At 64.2% G+C, this 22,150-nt stretch carries 18 protein-coding genes; 13 read left to right on the top strand and 5 right to left on the bottom strand.

Annotated elements, in window-relative coordinates; genetic code table 11:
• Positions 1-130: 130 nt before the first annotated feature.
• Positions 131-1,480, top strand: coding sequence for a 3-phosphoshikimate 1-carboxyvinyltransferase (aroA, locus tag JQ611_RS20765; protein WP_212466438.1), 1,350 nt, complete (start codon positions 131-133; stop codon positions 1,478-1,480).
• Between the two features lie 17 nt (positions 1,481-1,497).
• Here aroA and JQ611_RS20760 read toward each other — a convergent pair whose 3' ends face one another.
• Positions 1,498-2,487, bottom strand: a complete 990-nt coding sequence (locus JQ611_RS20760) for a tripartite tricarboxylate transporter substrate binding protein (protein WP_212264077.1) — start codon at positions 2,485-2,487, stop codon at positions 1,498-1,500.
• Between the two features lie 252 nt (positions 2,488-2,739).
• On the opposite strand from JQ611_RS20760, the gene cmk reads away from it, so the two are divergent.
• Positions 2,740-3,369, top strand: coding sequence for a (d)CMP kinase (gene cmk / locus JQ611_RS20755; protein ID WP_212466471.1), 630 nt, complete (start codon positions 2,740-2,742; stop codon positions 3,367-3,369).
• Between the two features lie 10 nt (positions 3,370-3,379).
• Here cmk and JQ611_RS20750 read toward each other — a convergent pair whose 3' ends face one another.
• Positions 3,380-3,550, bottom strand: coding sequence for a hypothetical protein (locus tag JQ611_RS20750; protein ID WP_212466437.1), 171 nt, complete (start codon positions 3,548-3,550; stop codon positions 3,380-3,382).
• A 493-nt stretch (positions 3,551-4,043) separates the two neighbouring features.
• Here JQ611_RS20750 and rpsA point away from each other — a divergent pair, with 493 nt between their 5' ends.
• From rpsA to JQ611_RS20695, 11 genes are all read left to right on the top strand, one after another.
• Entirely contained in the window at positions 4,044-5,744 is a 1,701-nt protein-coding gene (rpsA, locus tag JQ611_RS20745) for a 30S ribosomal protein S1 (RefSeq protein ID WP_192736228.1), read from the top strand.
• Between the two features lie 294 nt (positions 5,745-6,038).
• Positions 6,039-7,019 carry a signal peptide peptidase SppA gene (gene sppA / locus JQ611_RS20740; RefSeq protein ID WP_212264074.1) on the top strand — a complete coding sequence of 327 codons (981 nt, stop codon included), beginning with the start codon at positions 6,039-6,041 and terminating at the stop codon, positions 7,017-7,019.
• A 172-nt stretch (positions 7,020-7,191) separates the two neighbouring features.
• Positions 7,192-7,497, top strand: coding sequence for an integration host factor subunit beta (locus tag JQ611_RS20735; protein ID WP_192736230.1), 306 nt, complete (start codon positions 7,192-7,194; stop codon positions 7,495-7,497).
• Positions 7,498-7,650: 153 nt separating this feature from the next.
• A complete protein-coding gene (locus tag JQ611_RS20730) occupies positions 7,651-8,043 on the top strand; it encodes a lipopolysaccharide assembly protein LapA domain-containing protein (protein WP_212264073.1) in 393 nt (130 codons plus the stop codon).
• Between the two features lie 64 nt (positions 8,044-8,107).
• Positions 8,108-8,767 carry a phosphoribosylanthranilate isomerase gene (locus JQ611_RS20725; protein ID WP_212466436.1) on the top strand — a complete coding sequence of 220 codons (660 nt, stop codon included), beginning with the start codon at positions 8,108-8,110 and terminating at the stop codon, positions 8,765-8,767.
• Entirely contained in the window at positions 8,764-9,993 is a 1,230-nt protein-coding gene (gene trpB / locus JQ611_RS20720; RefSeq protein ID WP_212466435.1) for a tryptophan synthase subunit beta, read from the top strand. Before JQ611_RS20725 ends, trpB begins: the two co-directional genes overlap by 4 nt.
• Entirely contained in the window at positions 9,990-10,826 is an 837-nt protein-coding gene (trpA, locus tag JQ611_RS20715) for a tryptophan synthase subunit alpha (protein WP_212264071.1), read from the top strand. Before trpB ends, trpA begins: the two co-directional genes overlap by 4 nt.
• 102 nt (positions 10,827-10,928) lie before the next feature.
• Positions 10,929-11,870, top strand: coding sequence for an acetyl-CoA carboxylase, carboxyltransferase subunit beta (gene accD / locus JQ611_RS20710; RefSeq protein WP_212264070.1), 942 nt, complete (start codon positions 10,929-10,931; stop codon positions 11,868-11,870).
• Positions 11,867-13,234 carry a folylpolyglutamate synthase/dihydrofolate synthase family protein gene (locus JQ611_RS20705; protein ID WP_212264069.1) on the top strand — a complete coding sequence of 456 codons (1,368 nt, stop codon included), beginning with the start codon at positions 11,867-11,869 and terminating at the stop codon, positions 13,232-13,234. The genes accD and JQ611_RS20705 overlap by 4 nt, the downstream gene beginning before the upstream one ends.
• A gap of 167 nt (positions 13,235-13,401) precedes the next feature.
• A complete protein-coding gene (locus tag JQ611_RS20700) occupies positions 13,402-14,142 on the top strand; it encodes a metallophosphoesterase (protein WP_212264068.1) in 741 nt (246 codons plus the stop codon).
• 166 nt (positions 14,143-14,308) lie between these two features.
• Positions 14,309-14,836 carry a class I SAM-dependent methyltransferase gene (locus JQ611_RS20695; protein WP_212466434.1) on the top strand — a complete coding sequence of 176 codons (528 nt, stop codon included), beginning with the start codon at positions 14,309-14,311 and terminating at the stop codon, positions 14,834-14,836.
• A gap of 36 nt (positions 14,837-14,872) precedes the next feature.
• Here the strand turns inward: JQ611_RS20695 and trxA are convergent, their stop codons facing one another.
• The 3 genes from trxA to addB all read right to left on the bottom strand — a co-directional run bounded on the left by trxA (position 14,873) and on the right by addB (position 21,929).
• Complete coding sequence (gene trxA / locus JQ611_RS20690) at positions 14,873-15,193, bottom strand: thioredoxin (protein ID WP_192736238.1); 321 nt, start codon at positions 15,191-15,193, stop codon at positions 14,873-14,875.
• A 68-nt stretch (positions 15,194-15,261) separates the two neighbouring features.
• On the bottom strand, positions 15,262-18,789 hold the full coding sequence (gene addA / locus JQ611_RS20685; protein ID WP_212466433.1) for a double-strand break repair helicase AddA: 3,528 nt from the start codon (positions 18,787-18,789) through the stop codon (positions 15,262-15,264).
• Positions 18,783-21,929 carry a double-strand break repair protein AddB gene (gene addB / locus JQ611_RS20680; RefSeq protein ID WP_212466432.1) on the bottom strand — a complete coding sequence of 1,049 codons (3,147 nt, stop codon included), beginning with the start codon at positions 21,927-21,929 and terminating at the stop codon, positions 18,783-18,785. Before addB ends, addA begins: the two co-directional genes overlap by 7 nt.
• Between the last annotated feature and the right edge of the window lie 221 nt (positions 21,930-22,150).

Below are 22,150 nucleotides of genomic sequence, written 5' to 3'. Positions count from 1 at the left end.
TTTCTGAAAAACGGTGCTTCACTTGGCTAGTTGCTAGGCCGCTGTCAATAGCGGTTTGCGCGCATGAGACGGCCGCGTGACGCGGTGTTGCCTATGTGATACCTGCCGCCCTGCGCGAGAGGACACAATCTTGACCCATTCAGACCGGCTTGCAGCCCACCCGACCCCGCTGGAATCCCGCTCCAGCGGTTCCCTGACCGGTAAAGTCCGGGTTCCCGGCGACAAGTCGATATCGCACCGGGCCCTGATCCTGGGGGCGCTTTCGGTCGGCCAGACCACGATTTCCGGCCTGCTTGAGGGCGAAGACGTGCTCAATACGGCGAAATCGATGCAGGCGCTGGGCGCCAAGGTCGAGCGAACAGGCCCGTTTGCCTGGCAGGTGAGGGGCGTCGGGGTGGCGGGCTTCGCCCAACCCGCAAGCCCGCTCGATTTCGGCAATTCCGGCACCGGTTGCCGGCTGGTGATGGGGGCGGTCGCCGGCTGCCCGATTTCGGCGGTCTTCGACGGCGACGCCTCGCTGCGCTCGCGGCCGATGCGGCGGATCCTCGATCCCCTGGAATTGATGGGCGCCAGGACCGGCGAGGCCAAGGAAGGCGGCCGCCTGCCGCTGACGCTGCATGGTGCCCGCGATCCCGTGCCAATCCTGTACCGGACGCCGGTGGCCTCCGCCCAGATCAAATCGGCGGTGCTCTTGGCGGGCCTCGCAGCGCCGGGTGTCACGACCGTGATCGAACAGGAGGCGAGCCGCGACCATACCGAACTGATGCTGAAGCATTTTGGCGCGCAGATCGTCTCGACCAGGGAAGGCAGCCATGGCCGGAAGATCGCGCTCACCGGCCAGCCCGAACTGCACGGCGCCGATGTCGTTGTGCCCGCCGATCCCTCGTCTGCAGCGTTCCCGATCGTCGCAGCGCTCATCGTCGAGGGCTCCGACATCGTCTTCTCCGACGTCATGACCAACCCGCTGCGCACCGGCCTGATCACGACCTTGCGCGAGATGGGCGCCTCGATCGAGGAGAGCGACGTGCGTGGTGACGCCGGCGAGCCGATGGCCACCTTGCGCGTACGGGCATCAAAACTGCGCGGCGTCGAAGTGCCGCCGGAGCGCGCGCCCTCGATGATCGACGAATATCTGGTGCTCGCGGTTGCGGCCTCGTTTGCCGAAGGCACCACCATCATGCGCGGCCTGCAGGAGCTGCGCGTCAAGGAATCAGACCGGCTGGAGGCGACCGCCGACATGCTGCGCGTCAACGGCGTCAAGGTCGAGGTCGCGGGCGACGATCTGATCGTCGAAGGCCGTGGCCACGTGCCCGGCGGCGGCCTCGTCGCCACCCACATGGATCATCGCATCGCGATGTCGGCGCTGGTGATGGGGCTTGCTGCCGACAAGCCGGTCAAGATCGACGACACCACCTTCATCGCCACCAGCTTTCCGGATTTCATTCCGATGATGCGCGGGCTCGGGGCGGAATTTTCATAAAGCGGAGGCTTGCGCGGTCAGGACGGCGCAAGCCCCAGGCTGGTCACTGCCTCGAGCCAGATGGGCGCTTCTTCCTTGTACAGTTTCTGCGTCTCCTCGAAGGTCATCGCGGTGTCGTCGACGCCGAATGATTTCATCAGCTGCAGTACTTTTTCAGTCTTGCCGCCCTCGACGAGGAGTTTTGACAGCTTCTGAACGATTTCCGGTGGCGTGCCTGTCGGCACGGCGCAGCACTGGAAGCCGGTCAGCTTGAAGATCGGCGATGTGGTGCCCTGCTCTGCAAAGGAAGGGACGTCGGGCAATGTCGACATGCGCTTGCGCGAGACGGCGACCGCACGGCCGCGGCCGCTTTGCAGCACGGACAACGCCGCGGAGTAGCTGCCGTGGGCGCCATCGATAAATCCGCCGGCCAGATCGGTCCACATGGGCGCTTCGCCGCGATAGTGCACCGCTTCCATCTTGAGACCGTATTGCTTGTTCATTTCGGCGACCGCCATGTGCGCGTATGACCCTGCGCCATAGGTGCCAATGTTGATCTTCTCGGCCTTCTTCGCGTAGGCGACAAATTCGGCGAGAGTCTTGGCGCCGGTCTTCTCGCCGGCCACGAACGGCAGGCTGCCTGCCGGCATGATCGAGACGAGGGTGAAATCCTTGTCGGCGTCGTAAGCGATGTCCTTGATCAGAACGCGGTTCATGATCATCGTCGTCGAGATCGTGAACATCAGCGTGTAGCCGTCGGGCGCGGCGCGTTTGGCTTCAACTGCCGCGACCGATCCTGAGGCACCGGCCTTGTTTTCCACCACCACATTCTGGCCCGTGGTGGCCCGGATATATTCTCCATAGGTCCGCGCAAACAGATCAGTCTGACCTCCGGCGGGATAGCCGGCGATGATCTTGATGGGCTTGGTCGGCCAGTCGGCCTGCGCGTGGGCCGAACTCCCGAGCAGCGGGATCGCCGAGGCTGCTGCGGCGCTACCAATAAATTGACGTCGTGAAATGGTGCTCATCGTATCCCTCCGGCCGTTATCATTTTTTTGAATCGGGCGATTCGCAGACGCGATGGAATGCCCCGGCTGGTCTCAGGATAGAGGCGGGCCGCGGCGGGGGCGAGGCACATTTGGACGCATCTGGCGCGCATATGTCCGCATCGCGGAATTCAGGTTTCCTGGCGGTGAGGCCACCGTTTCCCGGAGCGGTGGCCCCATCACCTCTGACGCATGGTCTTGACCGCCATGGGCGCTCTGTCGCACATGGCGCTCATGATCATCGCCATCGACGGACCCGCCGCCTCGGGCAAGGGCACGCTGGGCAAGCGGCTCGCGCAGCACTACGGCTATCACCACCTCGACACCGGCGTGATTTACCGCGCCGTGGCCAAAATGCTGCTGGACCAGGGTTTTGATCTCACCGATGAAGCCCGCGCCGTCGCCGCCGCGATGGCGCTCGACCCGGAAAACTTCGGCCATCCCGAACTGAAGTCGCAGCGGATCGGCGATGCTGCTTCGGTGGTCTCCGCCATCCCCACGGTACGGGAAGCGCTGGTCAGTTTTCAGCGCCAGTTCGCGGCAGATCCGCCCGGCGCGGTGCTCGACGGGCGCGACATCGGCACCGTGATTTGCCCGAATGCGGAAGTGAAGATTTTCGTCGTCGCCGACCCAAAGGTGCGGGCCCACCGCCGCACGCTGGAAGCGCTCGCGCGGGGTGAAGCGGCGGATGAAGCGCTGGTGCTGGCCGATATTCTCAAGCGCGACGAGCGGGACCGCAATCGGGCCGCGGCGCCTCTGAAGGCGGCCCCCGATGCGCATGTCCTGGACAATTCCAATCTCGATATCGAAGGCGGCGTTCGCGCCGCGATCGCGATCGTCGAGGCTGTCCGCGCCAGGCGGTGAAGTCTCCGGTTCAGTTCTTCGAGCGGTCGCGGTCGAACGGCAATCGCTGTTCGGCCATCAGGACGGGCTTCGATTTCGCCGCGGCAATCGCCTTGTCGGTCGCAAAATAGGCCGGCTTGCGGGCAACGGCCGTAGCGACGGTAAAGGCGGCGATGGCTGTCATCGCGATCAGGCTCTTCATGGTGGCACTCCCCCTGTTTTTGAACCGTGCCATCGTTGGGGGGCGGCACTTAAGGCCGGGTTCCATCGCGCCTGACACTGCGGGCCTTTTGCGTCATGCGGTGAACAAGGCGTTGAAAACATGGGCCCATGGCGAGCGTCCGTCAGCCCTAAAGCCCCGTAAATCGGGCATTTCCGCTTGCCGAAAAGACCCCTTGGGGCTATATCACCGGCCATCCGGGCCGCCATCGATGAGATCAGGGCTGTCCGAGCGGGCCGGCAGGAGGTTTGAACCCCTGCCGTCATTGGAGGAAAGCCCGCTCCAGGTTCTTGAAGTCGATACGCTCGTTTCAGGCTCCGGATAAATCAACGTATCGAACGTGCAGGCATGCTGCCGGCCCGCCATTTGCGATTTCCCGCAAACGGCGGTCGTTAGGGTTTGCGGACCCCTGACACTTCACGCGCGATACGCCCCTTAACCCGACTGGCCGGCGATACCCGCATCTGGAGAACAAATGGCTTCGACTGCTGCTTCTTATAATCCTACCCGCGACGATTTCGCTGCGATGCTGGACGAGTCCTTCGCCGGCGGCAATTTGCAGGAAAGCTCCGTCATCAAGGGCAAGGTAGTTGCAATTGAAAAGGACATGGCCGTCATCGACGTCGGCCTGAAGACCGAAGGCCGCGTGGCGCTGCGTGAATTCGCAGGACCCGGCCGCGACAGCGAACTCAAGGTTGGCGACGAAGTCGAGGTGTTCCTCGACCGGATCGAGAATGCGCTCGGCGAAGCCGTGCTGTCGCGCGACAAGGCGCGCCGCGAGGAGAGCTGGGGCAAGCTCGAGAAGGCCTTCAACAACAACGAGAAGGTTCACGGCGTCATCTTCAACCAGGTCAAGGGCGGCTTCACCGTCGATCTGGACGGCGCGGTGGCCTTCCTGCCGCGTTCGCAGGTCGACATCCGCCCGATCCGCGACGTCGCGCCGCTGATGAACAATTCGCAGCCGTTCCAGATCCTCAAGATGGACCGCCGCCGCGGCAACATCGTGGTGTCGCGCCGCACGGTTCTCGAAGAGACCCGCGCCGAGCAGCGCCAGGAGTTGGTGCAGAACCTCGAAGAGGGTCAGGTGATCGACGGCGTGGTCAAGAACATCACCGATTACGGTGCGTTCGTTGATCTCGGCGGCATCGACGGCCTCTTGCACGTCACCGATATCGCCTGGCGCCGGGTCAATCACCCGACCGAGGTGCTTACCATCGGCCAGACCGTCAAGGTCAAGATCATCAAGATCAACCACGAGACCCACCGTATCTCGCTCGGCATGAAGCAGCTGCTGGACGATCCGTGGCAGGGCATCGAGGCGAAGTATCCGCTGAACGCACGCTTCACCGGCCGCGTCACCAACATCACCGACTACGGCGCGTTCGTCGAACTGGAGCCAGGCATCGAAGGCCTGATCCACGTCTCGGAAATGTCGTGGACCAAGAAGAACATGCACCCCGGCAAGATCGTTTCGACCTCGCAGGAAGTCGAAGTGCAGGTTCTCGAAGTGGATTCGGTCAAGCGCCGCATCTCGCTCGGCCTCAAGCAGACCATGCGCAACCCCTGGGAGGTCTTCGTCGAGAAGTTCCCGGTCGGTGCGACCGTCGAAGGCGAGGTCAAGAACAAGACCGAGTTCGGTCTGTTCCTCGGTCTCGACGGCGACGTCGACGGCATGGTCCATCTCTCCGACCTCGACTGGAAGCTTCCGGGCGAGCAGGTGATCGACAACTTCAAGAAGGGCGACATGGTCAAGGCCGTGGTGCTCGACGTCGATGTCGAAAAGGAGCGCATCTCGCTCGGCGTCAAGCAGCTCGAAGGCGACCCCTTCGCAGAGCCTGGCGACGTCAAGAAGGGTGCAGTCGTGACCTGCGAAGTGCTCGAAGTGAAGGAAGCCGGCATCGAGGTGAAGATCTCGGGTACCGATTTCTCGACCTTCATCAAGCGGTCGGAACTCGCCCGCGACCGCAACGATCAGCGCGCCGAGCGTTTCGCCGTCGGCGAGAAGGTCGATGCCCGCGTGATCCAGTTCGACAAGAAGGCCCGCAAGGTGCAGGTCTCGATCAAGGCGCTGGAAGTTGCCGAAGAGAAGGAAGCCATCGCGCAGTATGGTTCCTCCGATTCGGGAGCGACGCTGGGCGACATTCTCGGCACCGCGCTCAAGAACCGCGACAAGTAGGCACAGCTTCCCTGTTCGCAAAGACCAGGCCCCGGTTTCGACCGGGGCCTTTTTTGTTGCACCGGTGTCGTCCCGGCCTTCGCCGGGACCCATAACCACAGGGGTTTGTGGTTGTGAAAAACTGGAGCTCCAGCCTGGCGCGACAATCAGGATTGGTGGTTATGGGTCCCCGCCTCCGCGGGGACGACAACTGGGCCTTGTTTTCTTCATATTGCATCGCAATTGATGTAATTGGATAATGCGCTGGTGACGCTGCGAAGGCAAAACGGCGCTGCCGACCCCAGGAGAATTTCGATGTCGCTCGATTCGGACGTGATCGTCGATCGCCGCAGGATACGCCGCAAGCTGACTTTCTGGCGCCTGGTGGCGGCCGTGGTCGTTCTTGCCGCGGTCGTTGTCGTCGGTGTGCTGGCGACACCCGCCGGCCGCTCGTCGCTGTCGGTGTCCGGCTCGATTGCCCGCGTCAATATCGAAGGCCTCATTCGCAGCGATCAGCAACGCGTCGAGGCGCTGGAGCGGCTGGAGAAGTCGTCGGCCGCCGCCGTCATCGTGCACATCAATTCGCCGGGTGGCACCACCGCCGGCTCCGAGCAGCTTTACGATGCGCTGACGCGGCTGAAGGCCAAGAAGCCGCTGGTCGTGGTGGTCGAAGGGCTGGCCGCCTCGGGCGGTTACATCGGGGCGCTTGCGGCCGATCATATCATCGCCCAGCAGAGCTCATTGGTCGGCTCGATCGGTGTGCTGTTTCAGTTTCCGAATTTCACCGAGTTGATGAAGACCGTCGGCGTCAAGGTCGAGGAAGTGAAATCCTCGCCGCTGAAGGCGGCGCCGAACGGCTTTGAGCCAACCAGCCCGGAGGCGCGGGCGGCGCTCGACGCGCTGGTGAAGGACTCTTACGCCTGGTTCCGCGGCCTCGTGAAGGCGCGGCGCGGCATGGACGAGGCGTTGCTCGACAAAGTCGCGGACGGACGCGTGTTCACCGGCCGCCAGGCGGTCGAGCTGAAGCTGGTCGATCAGCTCGGCGATGAGAAAACCGCGGTGGCATGGCTGGTCGCCGAGAAGAAGATCAAGAGCGATCTGCCGGTGCGCGATTTCAAGCTGACCCCGCGGTTTGGCGACATGACTTTCTTGCGCGCAGTCGCGTCCGTCAGCTTCGATGCGCTCGGCCTGAGCGCGATCGCGCGCCAGATCGAGCAGGCCGGCGTCACAGGTGCCGTCGACCAGCTGGCATTGGACGGTATGCTGGCACTTTGGCGGCCCGCGGCCTCCAATTGAACCCGCGCAAGCGAGGTTTGGCGCGGTCCTCCCGCATTGCGGGTGTTGCGACAACCCCTTTCCGGGCCATTTGTCACGTCATTTCGCGTGGCCCAAAATTGATTTAGCGTCTTGACAGTTCAAGGCATTTTCACGGAAATGGAAGTCCGCACGACAGTGGACCCCAGTCTCGATGATCAAATCCGAACTTGTTCAGCGCATCGCCGAGCACAACCCGCATCTTTATCAGCGGGATGTGGAGAACATTGTGAACGCGATTCTCGATGAGATCGTCGCTGCCCTGGCGCGCGGCGACCGTGTCGAGCTCCGCGGTTTCGGCGCTTTCTCGGTCAAGCATCGTCCAGCCCGCGCAGGGCGCAATCCACGCACCGGCGCGCATGTGCCGGTCGATCAGAAGAGCGTCCCGTTTTTCAAGACGGGCAAGGAAATGCGTGAGCGGCTGAACCGCGAGGGCGGTTCGCCCGAGGCCGGCGCGTAACCATAGCGTTTTCAAGCGAAGTGGGCCCGGTTCGCGTGAAGAGAACGCGTCAAATAAAAGACTCCACCGGGTTCTGAAGATCGGGTGCCGTGTTGCGGGACACGTGCTCGCCGATGTCAGCTGCTTCAAGAGTCCGCACTGCGAGATATGGTCATGCGAAAATTCTTCTCGGCGCTGGTCGTCATTCCCTTAGGCGTCATCTTCATCTTCTTTGCGGTCGCCAACCGTCATTCGGTGACGGTGTCGTTCGATCCGTTCGATTCCGTCAATCCGTCGGTCGCGGTGTCGATGCCGCTGTTCGTCGTGATTATTGCGGTCGCGATTTTGGGGGTCGCGGCGGGCGGCTCGGCGACCTGGTTCCGCCAGCGCCGCTGGCGCCGCGCCGCACGCCAGCACGAGGCCGAGGCCCGGCGGGCGCGGTCGGAAATAGCCGATCTGCGCGCCGCGGCGGCCGTCTCCCGGGGCGGCGTGCCGCAGCTTGCAGCACCGGCGCCGCGCGGCTTTTACGGGGCCGCCGGGCGAGACAAGCAGGGCGCGACGTTGTAGAACCCGCCCAAACAGCTCCGTTCCAACCCGCACTTCACGGCTTGAAAGCCGCGCCCGAGAGACCATGTCCCTGCTCGTCAAAATTTGCGGCCTGTCCACGCGCGAGACGCTCGACGTCGCGCTCGGGGCTGGCGCTGATATGGTCGGGTTCGTGTTCTTCCCCCCGTCGCCGCGGCATGTCGGCCTCGAGACCGCGCGCGAGCTCGGCAAGCAGGCCAAGGGCCGCGCCGTCAAGGTGGCGCTCACGGTCGATGCCGACGACGCGACGCTCGAGAATATCGTCGAGACCCTGCGGCCGGACATCCTGCAACTACATGGCAAGGAAACCACCGCGCGGCTGCGCGACATCAAGGCGAAATTCGGTCTGCCGCTGATGAAGGCGCTGCCGGTCGAGACCGCGGCCGATCTCGTGCCGCTTGCGGGCTATGCTGCGGTCGCCGACCGCATCCTGTTCGACGCCCGTGCGCCAAAAGAGGCCACCCGCCCGGGCGGGTTAGGGGCCGTGTTCGACTGGCGCCTGCTTGAGAAGCTCGACCTCGAACTGCCGTTCATGGTTTCGGGCGGGCTCAACGCCTCCAACCTCGCCGAGGCCGTTCGCGTCACCTGTGCGGGCGGCGTCGATGTGTCCTCGGGCGTCGAGCGTTCGCCCGGCGTCAAGGATCCCGACATGATCCGCGATTTTATCCGCGCCGCGCGCGCCACCGAAGAATTGATGGTCCGATGAATCCAGGTCAGCCGAACTCCTTGCCAAACTCCTTCCGCACCGGCCCCGACGAGCGCGGGCATTTTGGTAATTTCGGTGGCCGCTTCGTCGCCGAAACGCTGATGCCGCTGATCCTGGATCTGGAGAAGGCCTACATCGCGGCCAAGGCCGATCCGTCGTTCGCTGCGGAAATGAAGGGCTTTCTCAAGCACTATGTCGGACGGCCGTCGCCGCTGTACTTCGCCGAGCGCCTGACCGAGCATCTCGGCGGCGCGAAAGTCTATTTCAAGCGCGAGGAGCTCAACCACACCGGCTCGCACAAGGTCAATAATGTGCTCGGCCAGATCATGGTCGCGCGCCGGATGGGCAAGAAGCGCATCATCGCCGAGACCGGCGCCGGCCAGCACGGTGTTGCCACCGCGACGCTGTGCGCGCGGTTCGGGCTGGAATGCATCGTCTATATGGGCGCGGTCGACGTCGCGCGTCAGGCGCCCAACGTGTTCCGCATGGAAATGCTCGGCGCCAAGGTGATCCCGGTTCAATCAGGGACGCGCACACTGAAGGACGCGATGAACGAGGCGCTGCGTGACTGGGTCACCAACGTGCACAACACCTTCTACTGCATCGGCACGATCGCGGGGCCGCATCCCTATCCGATGATGGTGCGCGACTTCCAGTGCGTGATCGGTGACGAGACCCGCGAGCAGATGCAGGAGGCCGAGGGGCGCTTGCCGGATTCGCTGGTCGCCTGCATCGGCGGCGGCTCCAATGCGATGGGACTGTTTCATCCCTTCCTCGACGATCCCTCGGTCGAGATTTTCGGTGTCGAGGCGGCAGGCCATGGCCTGACCCAGCTGCATGCGGCCTCGATCGCCGGCGGCCGGGCCGGCGTGCTGCATGGCAACCGCACCTATTTGTTGATGGACGATGACGGCCAGATCCAGGACGCGCATTCGATCTCGGCGGGACTGGATTATCCCGGCATCGGGCCGGAGCATTCCTGGCTCTATGAAAACGGCCGGGTCACCTATCTGAGCGCCACCGACGACGAGGCGCTCGCCGCGTTCCAATTGCTGTCGCGGCTGGAAGGCATCATCCCGGCGCTGGAATCGGCACACGCCATCGCCAAGGTTGTGGAACTCGCGCCGAAGCGGCCCAGGGATCATCTGATGGTCGTCAATCTCTCGGGCCGCGGCGACAAGGACATCCCGCAGGTCGCCGAAATCTTGAAGGGTGAGAAGAAGTGAGTACCCGTATCGACGCGCGCTTCGCCGAACTCGCCAAGCAGGGCCGCTCGGCTTTCGTCACCTTCCTGATGGCTGGCGATCCCGATCCGAAAACCTCGCTCGACATCCTCAAGGCGCTGCCGAAGGCCGGCGCCGACATGATCGAGATCGGCATGCCCTTTACCGATCCGATGGCCGACGGGCCGTCGATTCAGGCGGCGGGCCTGCGCGCCCTGAAAGCCGGCATGACCCTGAAGAAGACGCTGGAGATGGTGCGCGGCTTCCGCAAGGACGACGACACCACGCCGCTGGTGCTGATGGGCTATTACAATCCGATCTACATTTACGGCGTCGACAAGTTCCTTGTCGACGCGAAGACCGCTGGCGTCGATGGTCTGATTATCGTCGACCTGCCGCCGGAAGAGGACGACGAGCTGTGCCTGCCGGCGATGAAGGCCGGGCTCAATTTCATTCGCCTGGCGACGCCGACCACCGACGACAAGCGCCTGCCGGCGGTGCTCGCGAACACGTCGGGTTTTGTCTATTACGTCGCGATCACCGGCATCACCGGCAGCGCCAGCGCCGATTCCCACGTGGTCGGTGAAGCCGTCGCCCGGATCAAGCGGCACACCAAGCTGCCGGTGTGCGTCGGCTTCGGTATTAGGACGCCGGATGCCGCGCGCGCGATCGCCGAGAACGCCAATGGCGCGGTGGTCGGCACCGCCCTGGTCGATGCCCTGCGCGGCAGCCTCGACGCCGAGGGGCGCGCCACCGCCAAGACCGTACCCGCCGTGGCCGATCTCGTCGCCGCCCTGGCTCAGGGGGTTCGGGGTGCCAAACAGGCCGCAGAATAGGCCATTTTGGCGTAGATTGAGGCGGTACCTGCGGCTTGTCGGGTCAGACCCGGGCCGCCATATATTGCAACTGATGCGTCCAACCGCATTTCGGAGCGAAACATGAATTGGCTCACCAACGTCGTCCGGCCGAAGATCCGCAGCATCCTGCGCCGCGAGACGCCGGAGAATCTGTGGATCAAGTGCCCGGATTCCGGGCAGCTCGTGTTCTACAAGGACGTCGAGGCCAACCAGTTCGTGATTCCCGGTTCGAACTATCACATGCGCATGGGCGCGGTGGCGCGGCTGAAGTCGATCTTCGACAACGAGACCTGGTACGATATCGCGCTGCCCGACGTGACCGCCGATCCGCTGAAGTTTCGCGACGAGCGCAAATATGCCGACCGCATCAAGGATGCGCGCGCCAAGACCGGATTGAACGACGCCATCAAGGTCGGCTATGGCAAGCTCGAAGGCGCCGGCGTCGTCGTGGCCGTGCAGGATTTCGATTTCATGGGCGGTTCGCTCGGCATGGCCGCGGGTGAAGCGATCGTGCGTGGGCTCGAGCTCGCGGTCGAAAAGAAATCGCCGTTCATCGTGTTCGCCGCCTCCGGCGGCGCGCGGATGCAGGAAGGCATTTTATCGCTCATGCAGATGCCGCGAACGACGGTCGGCGTGCAGATGCTGCGCGAAGCAAAACTGCCCTACATCGTCGTGCTGACCAATCCGACCACCGGCGGCGTCACGGCATCCTACGCCATGCTGGGCGACGTGCAGATCGCCGAGCCCGGTGCGCTGATCGGATTCGCCGGCGCGCGCGTCATCGAACAGACCATTCGCGAGAAACTGCCGGAAGGTTTTCAGCGCGCCGAATATCTGCGCGACCACGGCATGGTCGACATGGTGGTGCACCGCCACGAAATGCGTCCCACCTTGGCGCGGCTGTGCCGGCTGCTGACGAAGTCGCCGGCGCCTGAGGTTGCGTCGAAAGCCGTGCTGCAGGTCACCGACCCGGCCCAGATCGTCTCGGCGCCGGAAGCGGTGCCGGCCGCACCGCACGCGTGAACGCACTCGCCGCCAGACCGCAGCCTTCGCTCGACGAATTGATCGCGCGGCTGTCGGCGCTCCATCCCAGCCGCATCGATCTCAGCCTCGATCGCATGCAGGCCCTGCTGGCGCGGCTCGATCACCCTGAAAGCAAGCTGCCGCCGGTGATCCATGTCGCCGGGACCAACGGCAAGGGTTCCACCATTGCCTATCTGCGCGCGATCCTGGAAGCCGCGGGCCTGCGCGTCCACGTCTATACCTCGCCCTATCTGGTGCGGCTCAACGAATGTTTTCGTCTTGGCCGCAGCGGTGGCGGCGTGCTGGTCGATGACGATGAATTGTGCGCCGTGCTCGGGCATTGCGAACACGCCAACAATGGCGATCCGATCACGATTTTCGAGATCGAAACCGCGGCGGCGTTTTCTCTGTTTGCACAGCATCCGGCCGATGTCGTGCTGCTGGAAGTCGGCCTCGGCGGACGGCTGGACGCCACCAATGTGATCGACGCGCCGATTGCGAGCGTGATTGCGCCGGTCAGCATGGATCATACGGAATTCCTCGGCAATTCGCTGACCGAGATCGCCGGTGAGAAAGCCGCCATCATCAAGCGCAATGCGCCGGTGGTTTGCGCCGAGCAGGCGCCGGAAGCGATGGCGGTGATCGAGGCGCATGCGCGCCGCATGCGCGCGCCGCTGCATGCGGCCGGCCAGCAATGGCATGTCAGCGTCGAGCGCGGCAGGCTGGTCTATCAGGACGATCGCGGCCTGATGGATCTGGTGGCGCCAAAACTGTTCGGCCGGCATCAGTTCGACAATGCCGGGCTCGCGATCGCGACCTTGCGTGCGCTCGACACCTTCAAGATCGGCATGCCCCATTTCGAGGCCGGCATCGTCAACGCCGAATGGCCGGCGCGGATGCAGCGCCTGGTTTCGGGCGCGCTGGTCGAGCAGGGCCCACAGGGCTGCGAGATCTGGCTCGATGGCGGACACAATGCCGAAGGCGGGCGCGTCGCCGCGGCGGCGCTGGGGGATCTCGAAGAACGGGTGTCGCGGCCGCTGGTCGTCATAACAGGCATGATGGCTAACAAGGATGCCGGCGCGTTCCTCGCCAATTTTGCCGGGCTGACGCGCCATATCATGGCGGTGCCGATACCGGGCCGCGACAATGCGAGCTCGACGGCCATGGCAGCGTCGATGCCGCCGGACCGGCTGGCGGATGCCGCCCGCGCCCTCGGCATGCGCGTGGAAAATGCCGCCAGCGTCGAAGCAGCGCTTCAGGCACTGTCGAAACTCGCCTATGAAGTGCCGCCGCGCATCCTGATCACAGGATCGCTATACCTCGCGGGCCATGTGCTGGCCGCCAATGGCACGCCGCCTGCATAACACCCTCGTGTCCCGGACGCGGTGCAGCGTCCTTCACGCTGCTCCGCAGAGCCGGGACCCATCTGGACCCCGGATCAGCAGCGCACCGTCGGAGTCGCGCGAAGCGCGATCCTGAGCGCGCTGCGCAGCATCCGGGGCACGTAGACTTAGACGGGACTGGAAGCACCATGCGTTTTGCCGCGATTGCCGATGTGCACGGAAACTATCTCGCGCTGGAAGCTGTCATCGCCGACATCCGCGCGCAGGGCATCAAAGAGATCGTCAATCTCGGCGACATGGCGAGCGGCCCGCTCGACGCTCGGCGCACGATGGATGCGTTGATCGCGCTCGATGCCGTGCACGTGCTCGGCAACCATGACCGCTATCTGATAGACCGGCCGCCGGAGAAGATGGGTTCCTGGGACCGGCCGGCCCATGCGCAACTCGACAAGACTCATCTCGACTGGCTGCGCGCGGTGCCGCCGACGCGCGTCTATCGCGACCTTGTGTTTCTCTGTCACGCCACGCCTGCGCACGACGAAGTCTATTGGCTGGAGACCGTGCTTCCCGACGGTACCGTTTGCATGTCGTCGCCGGATGCGATCGAGAAGCAAGCCGCTGGAATCACGCAGCCGCTGATCCTGTGCGCCCACACCCATGTCGCGCGCACCGTCCGGCTTGGCGATGGCCGCAGAATCGTCAATCCCGGCAGCGTCGGCTCACCCGGTTATCGCGACACCCATCCGTTTCCGCATGTGATCGAAGCCGGCACGCCGGACGCGCGCTATGCGATCCTCGAACTGGCCGATGGATCCTGGCGCGTGACGTTCCGCCATGTGCCCTACGACCATGAGGCGATGGCGGCGCTGGCGCGGCAGAACGGCCAGCTTGAGCTGGCCTCCGCGCTGGCGACGGGTTGGATCGGGTAAGAGCGATGTCCGACTACGACGAGGCGTATCGTCGTGTGCGGGCCGATGGTCATTCGGGTTGGGCAGGAAGCCGGCATCACCAGAACGTCGCTCGGATGACTGCAACGCTTGATCGGCTGGAACACGAGACCTTTCCGCGGCCGCCCGCAAGAGTGCTCGAACTCGGATGCGGCAATGGCATGTCGTCATCGCTATGGATGGCCCGCAAGCTTACGAGGTGTACGGCATCGATATTTCCGATATCGCTGTCGCCTGGGCCAGGGAACTGTTCGATGCATGCGGTCTTTCCGGCTCCTTCGGGCAAGGCAGCGTTTGCGAGATGACGTTCTTTCCCGAAAGGTCCTTTGACATCGCGATCGACGGCAGCTGTCTGCATTGCCTGATCGGAAGTGACAGAGCCCGGTGCCTTCGGGAGGTTCGCCGCATTCTTCGGCCCGGCGGCGTTTTCGTCGTCAGCAGCATGTGCGGTTTGCCGAAGTCCGATGAGGCCAAGGCTCGCTTTGACCCGCTAACCGGTCATTTGTTGGAGAATGGCCGGCCCTACCGGACGCTGAAGCTCCTGCCGGATCTCGTGCAGGAGTTGGGGGACGCGGGCTTCGGCGTGCAGAACACGCAGGTCGGCGTCAATCCATGGTGGGATCATGCCACCATGGTCTGTCGGATCAGGGATGGCTCAACGCAAACGGCCGGCTAATCGCCGGCCGCTCAACGAATCAGATAGCGAAAAACCTCAGACCGCCGCAGTGATCCACTGCTGCAGCTTCGCCTTCGGCGCGGCGCCGACCTGGCGGGAGGCCATCTCGCCGCCCTTGAAGATCATCAGGGTCGGGATCGACATCACGCCGTATTTCGAGGCCGTCTTCGGGCTCTCGTCGACGTTCAGCTTCACGATCTTGACCTTGTCGCCCATCGCGCCGGAAATCTCGTCGAGCGCCGGGGCGATCATGCGGCAGGGGCCGCACCATTCGGCCCAGAAATCCACGACCACCGGCCCGGTCGCGTTGAGCACTTCGGCTTCGAAATCGGCGTCAGAAACCTTGCCAACGGCCATGGGAATACCTCGTTCGGTTGAAAACAGCGCGCGGATGAGAATCGCGCCTTAGGATCATATTGACGAACCTATGAACGCGATCTTGCCGGGTCAAGCGCGGTCACGCCGAGATGATAGGATGCCAGTGCCGCGTCCAGCGCGGGGGCGGAAATCTCCATCAAATCAGGCGTTTCGGTCCAGAGCAGCGCGGCCCGGACCGGCAGCTGGGGATAAAGTTTTGCCAGTACCGCCCGGTAGAGCGCGAGCTGGCGGACATAGCCGCGCGGCGCCTCGGCAGGCAGCTTGGGCGGGGCGTGGTTGGTCTTGTAATCGACGATCAAAACCTCTCGCTCGGTCACCACCAGCCGGTCGATTTGGCCGGAAACCAGCGCCGGTGGCTGCCCGGCCCGGTCCAGCCGTCCGACGATCGAGACCTCGGCCTGGCTGCCCGGTGCAAAGGCGTGCGCAAAGCGCGCATCCGCAATCAGCGCCAGCGCTTTTTCCGCCAGAGTGAGCCGTTCGTCGTCGGTCCAGCCGCCGGCGTTGCGGGCGAGGTAGGACAACGCGGCCTCGCGGCGGCGTTCGGCGGCGATATCGGGCAGCGACTGCAGCAACCGGTGCACCAGCGTGCCGCGCTTGAGAGCCTTGGCGCGGGCGAGGATCGATTCGCCTGACCGGACCGGATGGCTGTCGTCGTCAGCGGGATCGGACGGGCGCAGCAAACCCTCCGCCGGACGCTCCGGCTGCGCCGGTGTCAGCAACCACGATGGAAAATCGATCGATGGCGCCTTTGCCGGCGTAACTGATCCCGTGGCAGGCACGACTTTCTCGGCCCGCAAATAGCGCTTCACGACGCCGCTCGATGTCATGATCTCCTCGAGCTGCAATTCGGAACGGTCGAGGCCCTTGCTGATAAGATCATACCAGGAGGAGGGGCGAACATCCTTCCTGTTGCCGGGCATGCAACCACCGACGATCAGGCGATCGGCCGCGCGCGTCATCGCCACGTAAAGCAGGCGGCGGTATTCATCCTCGGTATCGCCTAGCATCGCCGCCCGTGCGGTGACGAGGGCGGGGGGATCTTCGGCCTTGCGGCCGGCCCAAACCACGATTCCGGGGGCGTGCGGACCAGCATTGCCCTGCGGCAGGTTGATGAGTCGTAGCCGCTGCGTATCCGAGGGAGATGTCGTGGTGTCGACCAGGAACACCACAGACGCCTCCAGGCCCTTGGCGCCATGGACGGTCATGACACGAACTTCGTCGCGCGAGATTTCCATGTCGCGCTTGACCTCGGTATCGGCCGCACGCAGCCACGCCATGAAGCCCTGCAGCGAGGCAGGCGCCTTGCGCTCGTAGCTCAGCGCAAGTTCCAGAAACTCATCGAGCGCATCATTGGCTTCATGCCCGAGCCGGTTCAGGATCCGCGCACGGCCCCCGTCGCCGCCCAGCAGCCAGGAGTAGAAAGCAAACGGCGTCGCGTTGACGACGCGTCGCTCGCATTGCTCCAACCGCCAGAGCGCGTCCCTCAGCAATCCATCGGTCGCGGCGCGCGCGCTCAATGCCGCACGCAACGATCCCTTTCGCTGCCAGGCGAGCTTGAACAGATCGTCGTCAGAGAGGCCGAACAGCGGGCTCTTCAATGCCACCGCCAGCGCCAGATCGTCCTGCGGCAACAGCAGTGCGTCCGCCAGATTCATCAGGTCGATGGCCGCGATGTGCTCAGTCAGTTTGAGTCGGTCGGCGCCGGCGACCGGGACGTTTGCGTGCTTCAGCGCCTGGATCACCGCATCGAATGCATTGCCACGCCGGCGCACCAGCACCAGCATGTCGCCGTATCGCAGTGGACGGCGGTCACTGGCGCTGCCGGTCATGGTGCCGCTTTCGACCAGCGATTTGATCTCGGCCTGAATCCGCCGGGCGAGCTTTACCTCGGGACTGGTCACGGCGACGCCGTCGAACGGCGCGCGCCAGCCTTCCATGTCTGGCCTGTCGTCGGCTACGGCCAATTCCCACAGATCGATCAGGCTTGGGCCTGCGTCTTCCAGCGCATGATGGATCGGGTATCCGTTCTCGACCGCGTGGATACTGCGGAATATCTCCTGCTCGCGGAAAACATGATCAACCGAATGCAGGATTGCCGGCCCGGAACGAAACGAATAGTTGAAAGACACCGGATCGAATTTCAGGCCGGCATCTTCGAATTTCTTCTTCAGCGCTCGCCGACGCAGGTCGAATTCGCGGGGGGCCGCACCCTGAAACGAAAAGATCGACTGTTTCTCGTCGCCGACCGCGAACACGGTACGCATCACGCCATCACGCGCACCCGCGCCGGAAGTAAATTCGGAAATGATGTGCGCGATGATGTCCCATTGCCGCGGGCTGGTGTCCTGCGCCTCGTCGATCAGCACATGATCGACGCCACGATCAAGTTTGTAATGGACCCAGCCGGAGGAGACGCGGTCCAGCATCCGAAGCGTCTTGTCGATCAGGTCGTCATAATCGAGCAGTCCACGTTCCAGCTTCTCGCGCCGGTAGTTCGCGGCAGAAGCGGTTGCGATGTGCAGCAGCGCCTCGGTGCGGTCCCGGGCCGTCAAGGCGCGGCGGCGTTCGATCAGAGGGGCGATGCGATCGGCCTCGGATTCGAACAGCCGGCCGATGGCCGGATTGTTGTCGACGAATTTCTTGGTCACCACCGATTTGCGGCGGGTGCGGTCGGTCTCGGTGAGAAACAGGCCGAGATATTCGTCGACCTGCGCAGCGCCGGTGAACACCAGCCCTGCACGAAGCCGGGCGGCCTGATCCTGGTCGGTCTTGCTGCCGGTGTCGAGAATTCCGGAGATCTCCGACCAGCGCGATCGCGGCAGGTTCGGTCCATCGACAATGGCGCGCTCGACATCCTCAATACGATCCTCAGGGTCGACACCGAGTGCCGCGGAGACTTGCCCCGCCGCCACGTGGGCGCCACCTGCGGTGTCCGTCCACGCCATGAAATGATCGCGGCTAAGACAGGCCTCGCGCACAACCTCCTTGAAGGTCACGTCCGCCGCACTGGCCATCGCCATGCGGAGCGCCTGGCCGGTCGCGCTGTCGGGGTGGCGCGACGCCTCCAGAAACACCGCGAGATTGGCGCGCTCCATCATCTCGTTCTGGTCGCGGTCGTCGAGCACGGCGAAGCGCGCGGGCACATTAGCCTCGAACGGGAATTGCTGCAGCAGGCGCGTGCACAGCGCGTGGATGGTCTGCACTTTCAGTCCGCCCGGCGTCTCCAGCGCGCAGGCGAACAATTGGCGCGCCGTTTTCCGCAGCTTTGCATTGGGATTCGCAATCCCTACTTCCTTGATCGCGGCATCCAGCGAAGCGTCGTCGAGCGTGACCCAATGTCCCAGCGTCGAGAACACCCGTTCCGCCATGTTGGCGGCGGCGGCTTTTGTAAAGGTGATGCAGAGGATCTTTTCCGGCGCCACGCCACCCAGCAGCAGCCGTATCACGCGTTGCACCAGCACATGGGTCTTGCCCGAGCCGGCATTGGCCGACACGAACGAGGACGCCGCCGGATCGGACGCGCGCGCCTGGGTATCGCGCACATTGGGAGGAATGATACGGGGAGCCTTCACCATTCCTCGATCCCCAACCCGCCGGCCGCGGACCATTCCTTGATCCGGGCGAGATCGTCATAGGCGCCGTAGCGGTTCGACCACATCGACAGGTTCAACGAGGTGTAGGCCTGGTTCTCGTCTTCGAATTTGCGGATCAGTTTTTCCAGCTCCAGCCGCGCATAATCCGCCGCTTCGTCCGGTGGCTGCGGCGTATCGTTGTTTCTGATCTTCAGTTCCAGCGAACGGTGCTCGCCCGGCGGGTTGTTGCCGCTGAGCCTGACATAGGCGAGTTCGGCGACCGACGAATCCGCGCCGATATCCTTGAAGCCGCCTTCGCGCAGGATTGCGGCCTCGAGGGTGAGCTGCGGCGACAGTCCCATCCGCACCTGCTTGCCGGTCGGCGGCTGGCCCGTCTTGTAGTCGAGGATCGCGAAGCGGCCGTCAGCGCGCTGCTCGATGCGGTCGGCGCGGGCTGACAGGATGAAGGTTCGTTCGTTGTCGAGCGGAATACCGATTTCGCCCTTGATCTCGGCATTGATCCGGTGGATGTGATCGCGGCGCGCCATTTCCCAATCGGCGAACCATGCGGCGATGCGCTGGAACCGCGGCCACCACAGCGCCCGCGCCTCGGGGCGCTCCATCAGCGGCGCAAAAAATTTCTCCCCGATGCCGCGCAGCGCGAGCGCAGGCTGGGCCGGCAATGTGTCGGCGAAGGTTTTTGTAAATTCGCCAAGCGCTTCATGGATCGCCGAGCCGCGATCGGCAGCTGACAGTGGCATATCGACGGGATCGAGCGGGTCGAGCCGCAGAATGTATTTCGCGTAGATCGTGTAGGGATCGCGCAGCCAGTCCTCGATCGCCGTCACCGACAATTTCAGCGGGCGCGTCGCACGTGGCGGCTTTGGCGCGGGCTGCGGGATCGGCTCTATCTTTGCCGGCCGGTCGAGTTCGGCGGCGAAGCGGACATAATCCTCGCCGGCCTGTGTGGCTTGCTTCCAGTGCTCTTCGCCGGCGACGGCCTCGAGCCGGTGCAGGAAGCGCGAGGCCACCGCCGGCGCGCCGCCGACTTTCGCCGAATGGGTCAGGATGACGTCGGTGTGGCCGAGCAGTTGCGCGAAGTCATGCGCTGACAGGCCGATGCGCCGCTCCGGCAGATCGAGGCCGAGTTCATGCCGCATCGGCCGGCTCAACCACGGATCGATCCGCGGTGACGGTGGCCACACGCCTTCGACCAGCCCGCCCAGAATCACGCGATCGGATTCGGTCAAGCGTGCTTCGAGCTGGCCATAAATGTGCAGATGCGCGCTCGCCGATTCCGGCCGCCGCACCATGCGGTCGGCGAAGGCGGTCTGGAACAATTCCGGATAATCGCCGAGCTGGACCATCAGCCCGCTGGGTTTCTGTTCGCCCAACAGATCGGCAAACGCCGAGGCCAGCGCTGATCCCTGGGCGCCCTCGAACACGACGGCGATTTCGGTTTGGTCGGATGACAGGGCCATCAACACCTCGCGGTGGCGATGCGCCAGTTCAGCGAAGTCATAGGGCTGCGACGACGTCATGCTTTCCAGCGGCAACAGCGCCTGCTGCAGCGCAGAGATCAACCCTCGCGCCTGATCGAGTGCGTCATCCCGCAATTTGGCGCGTTGCTCGGACGCATGGAGCGAGGAGGTCTCGCCGTCTTTCAATTTCCTGAGTTCAGCGCAAAAACGATCGAAGTCGCGCGCGAGGCCGCCACTTCCGGCTTGCGGTCGCGTGCCGCGCAGCAGGGCCAGTTCCAGCACCTCGATGGCATGTTTCAGCGCACCATGCGCGCCACCGAGCCGGAACAGCGGGTGCTTCATCAGCGCCAGCAAGGTCGGAGGCTCCAGCCCCTTCGCCGCGGCTTGCGCCACCAGCCGCGCAAAGATTCCGGCGGAGGTATCCATCAGCGCGTCACCACCGGAATCATCGAATTCGAGATTCCAGCGGCCGAGTGCTGCCATCACCCGCCGCGCCAGCGCACGGTCCGGCGTCACCAGCGCGGCCGATTTGCCGAGATGCCGCGCCTCGCGCATGGCGACCGCGATCGCCAGCGCCTCCATCTCCGGATTGGGCGCCGCGACGACCGCGAGGTTTTTCATGCCGCCCGAAATCTTCGCGGCAATGTCAGGCTGTTCCAGCCGGTCGTGCCATTGTTCGGTCGCGGTCGACGGCCGCATCGTTTCGGAGACCAGCACGTCGCGTCCATCAGGCGCAGGCGTGCCCAAAATCTCGACGTCGCTGCGCTTGATGCCGAACCGGTCTAATAGGGCATGCATCGCGAATTGCGGATGGTTCGAGGCCGGCGGAGTGGTGAATTTGCCTTGCGCGTCTCTGATGCCGCCGATGGTCTGCCAGGCCGCGTCATCGAGATCGGTATCTAACCCCGGCAGCACCACCGCGCCTTGTTTGAGCCTGGCGACGACGTGCAGGAATTTTGCGGTCGCGGGCATCGAGCCGGTCGAACCCGCCGCGATCACCGGGCCCTTGTGGTGCGCAGTCAGGCGCGCGGCCTCGGCGTCGATCAGAAGGTCGCGCCGCGCCGCCGGTTCGATCCGTCCGATTTCGTGCAAATGCTGCGGCCACGCCTTGCGCGCGATGCGCAGGAATTCCAGCGAGTGCTGCCAGTATCGATCGAGCTGGTCCGGCACCAGTTTGTCGAGCGCATTCCAGTCGACGCCGCGGGTGACCATGTCGTCCATCAATCGCGCCAGATCGCCGGCCAGCGCCAGCGTCGAGGCCGGGCCGCCGACCACCAGCGGCGCCGACACCGGCGTTTTGGCCCACGCCGCCACCAGATGGGCCAGCGTCAGCCGCCGCTCGAGTTCGCCGAGCCGCGGCGGAATGTCGAGCGGCGCCACGCCGCCGAATTGTTCGGAGCCTTCCGCGAACGCCAGTTCGTCCTCATCGATATCGCCGAGCGCCACGATGCGCGGCAGGATCGCAGCATCGGTCTTCATCTCGTCGAGAAAGATCTCCCGCGCCATCCGGCCGGCGCGCCGGGTCGGCAGATAGAGCGTCGCCTGCGCCAGGTTCAATGGATTCTGGCGCGCCTCGAATCCATCGACCAACCGGCCGTCGACCAACGCCGATATGACGGTGCGCAGAAGCGGCACGGATACGGGAACGCTGAAAACGCGCATGGGCTGCCTGATTCGAGGTCAGGGCAATATAGGGAGTGATGGCTCAATGGTCATGGGTGGGGTGACGGCAGCCCGCAACTCTGTTCGCCGTCCCGGCCTTGACCTCAGATGTGCAATTGCACATCGGGGGACCCATACGCCGCGGCCCATCGTTTGCATGCTCGCGTTAGATGCCTTCTGCCATAATGACCGCCGCGGCGTATGGGTCCCGGCGTTCGCCG

It is taken from the genome of Bradyrhizobium sp. AUGA SZCCT0182, assembly GCF_018130185.1.
In the GTDB taxonomy this organism is placed as follows: Bacteria; Pseudomonadota; Alphaproteobacteria; order Rhizobiales; family Xanthobacteraceae; genus Bradyrhizobium.
The sequence above is the reverse complement of the archived record's forward strand: the minus strand, read 5'-3'. Positions and strand labels throughout refer to the sequence as shown.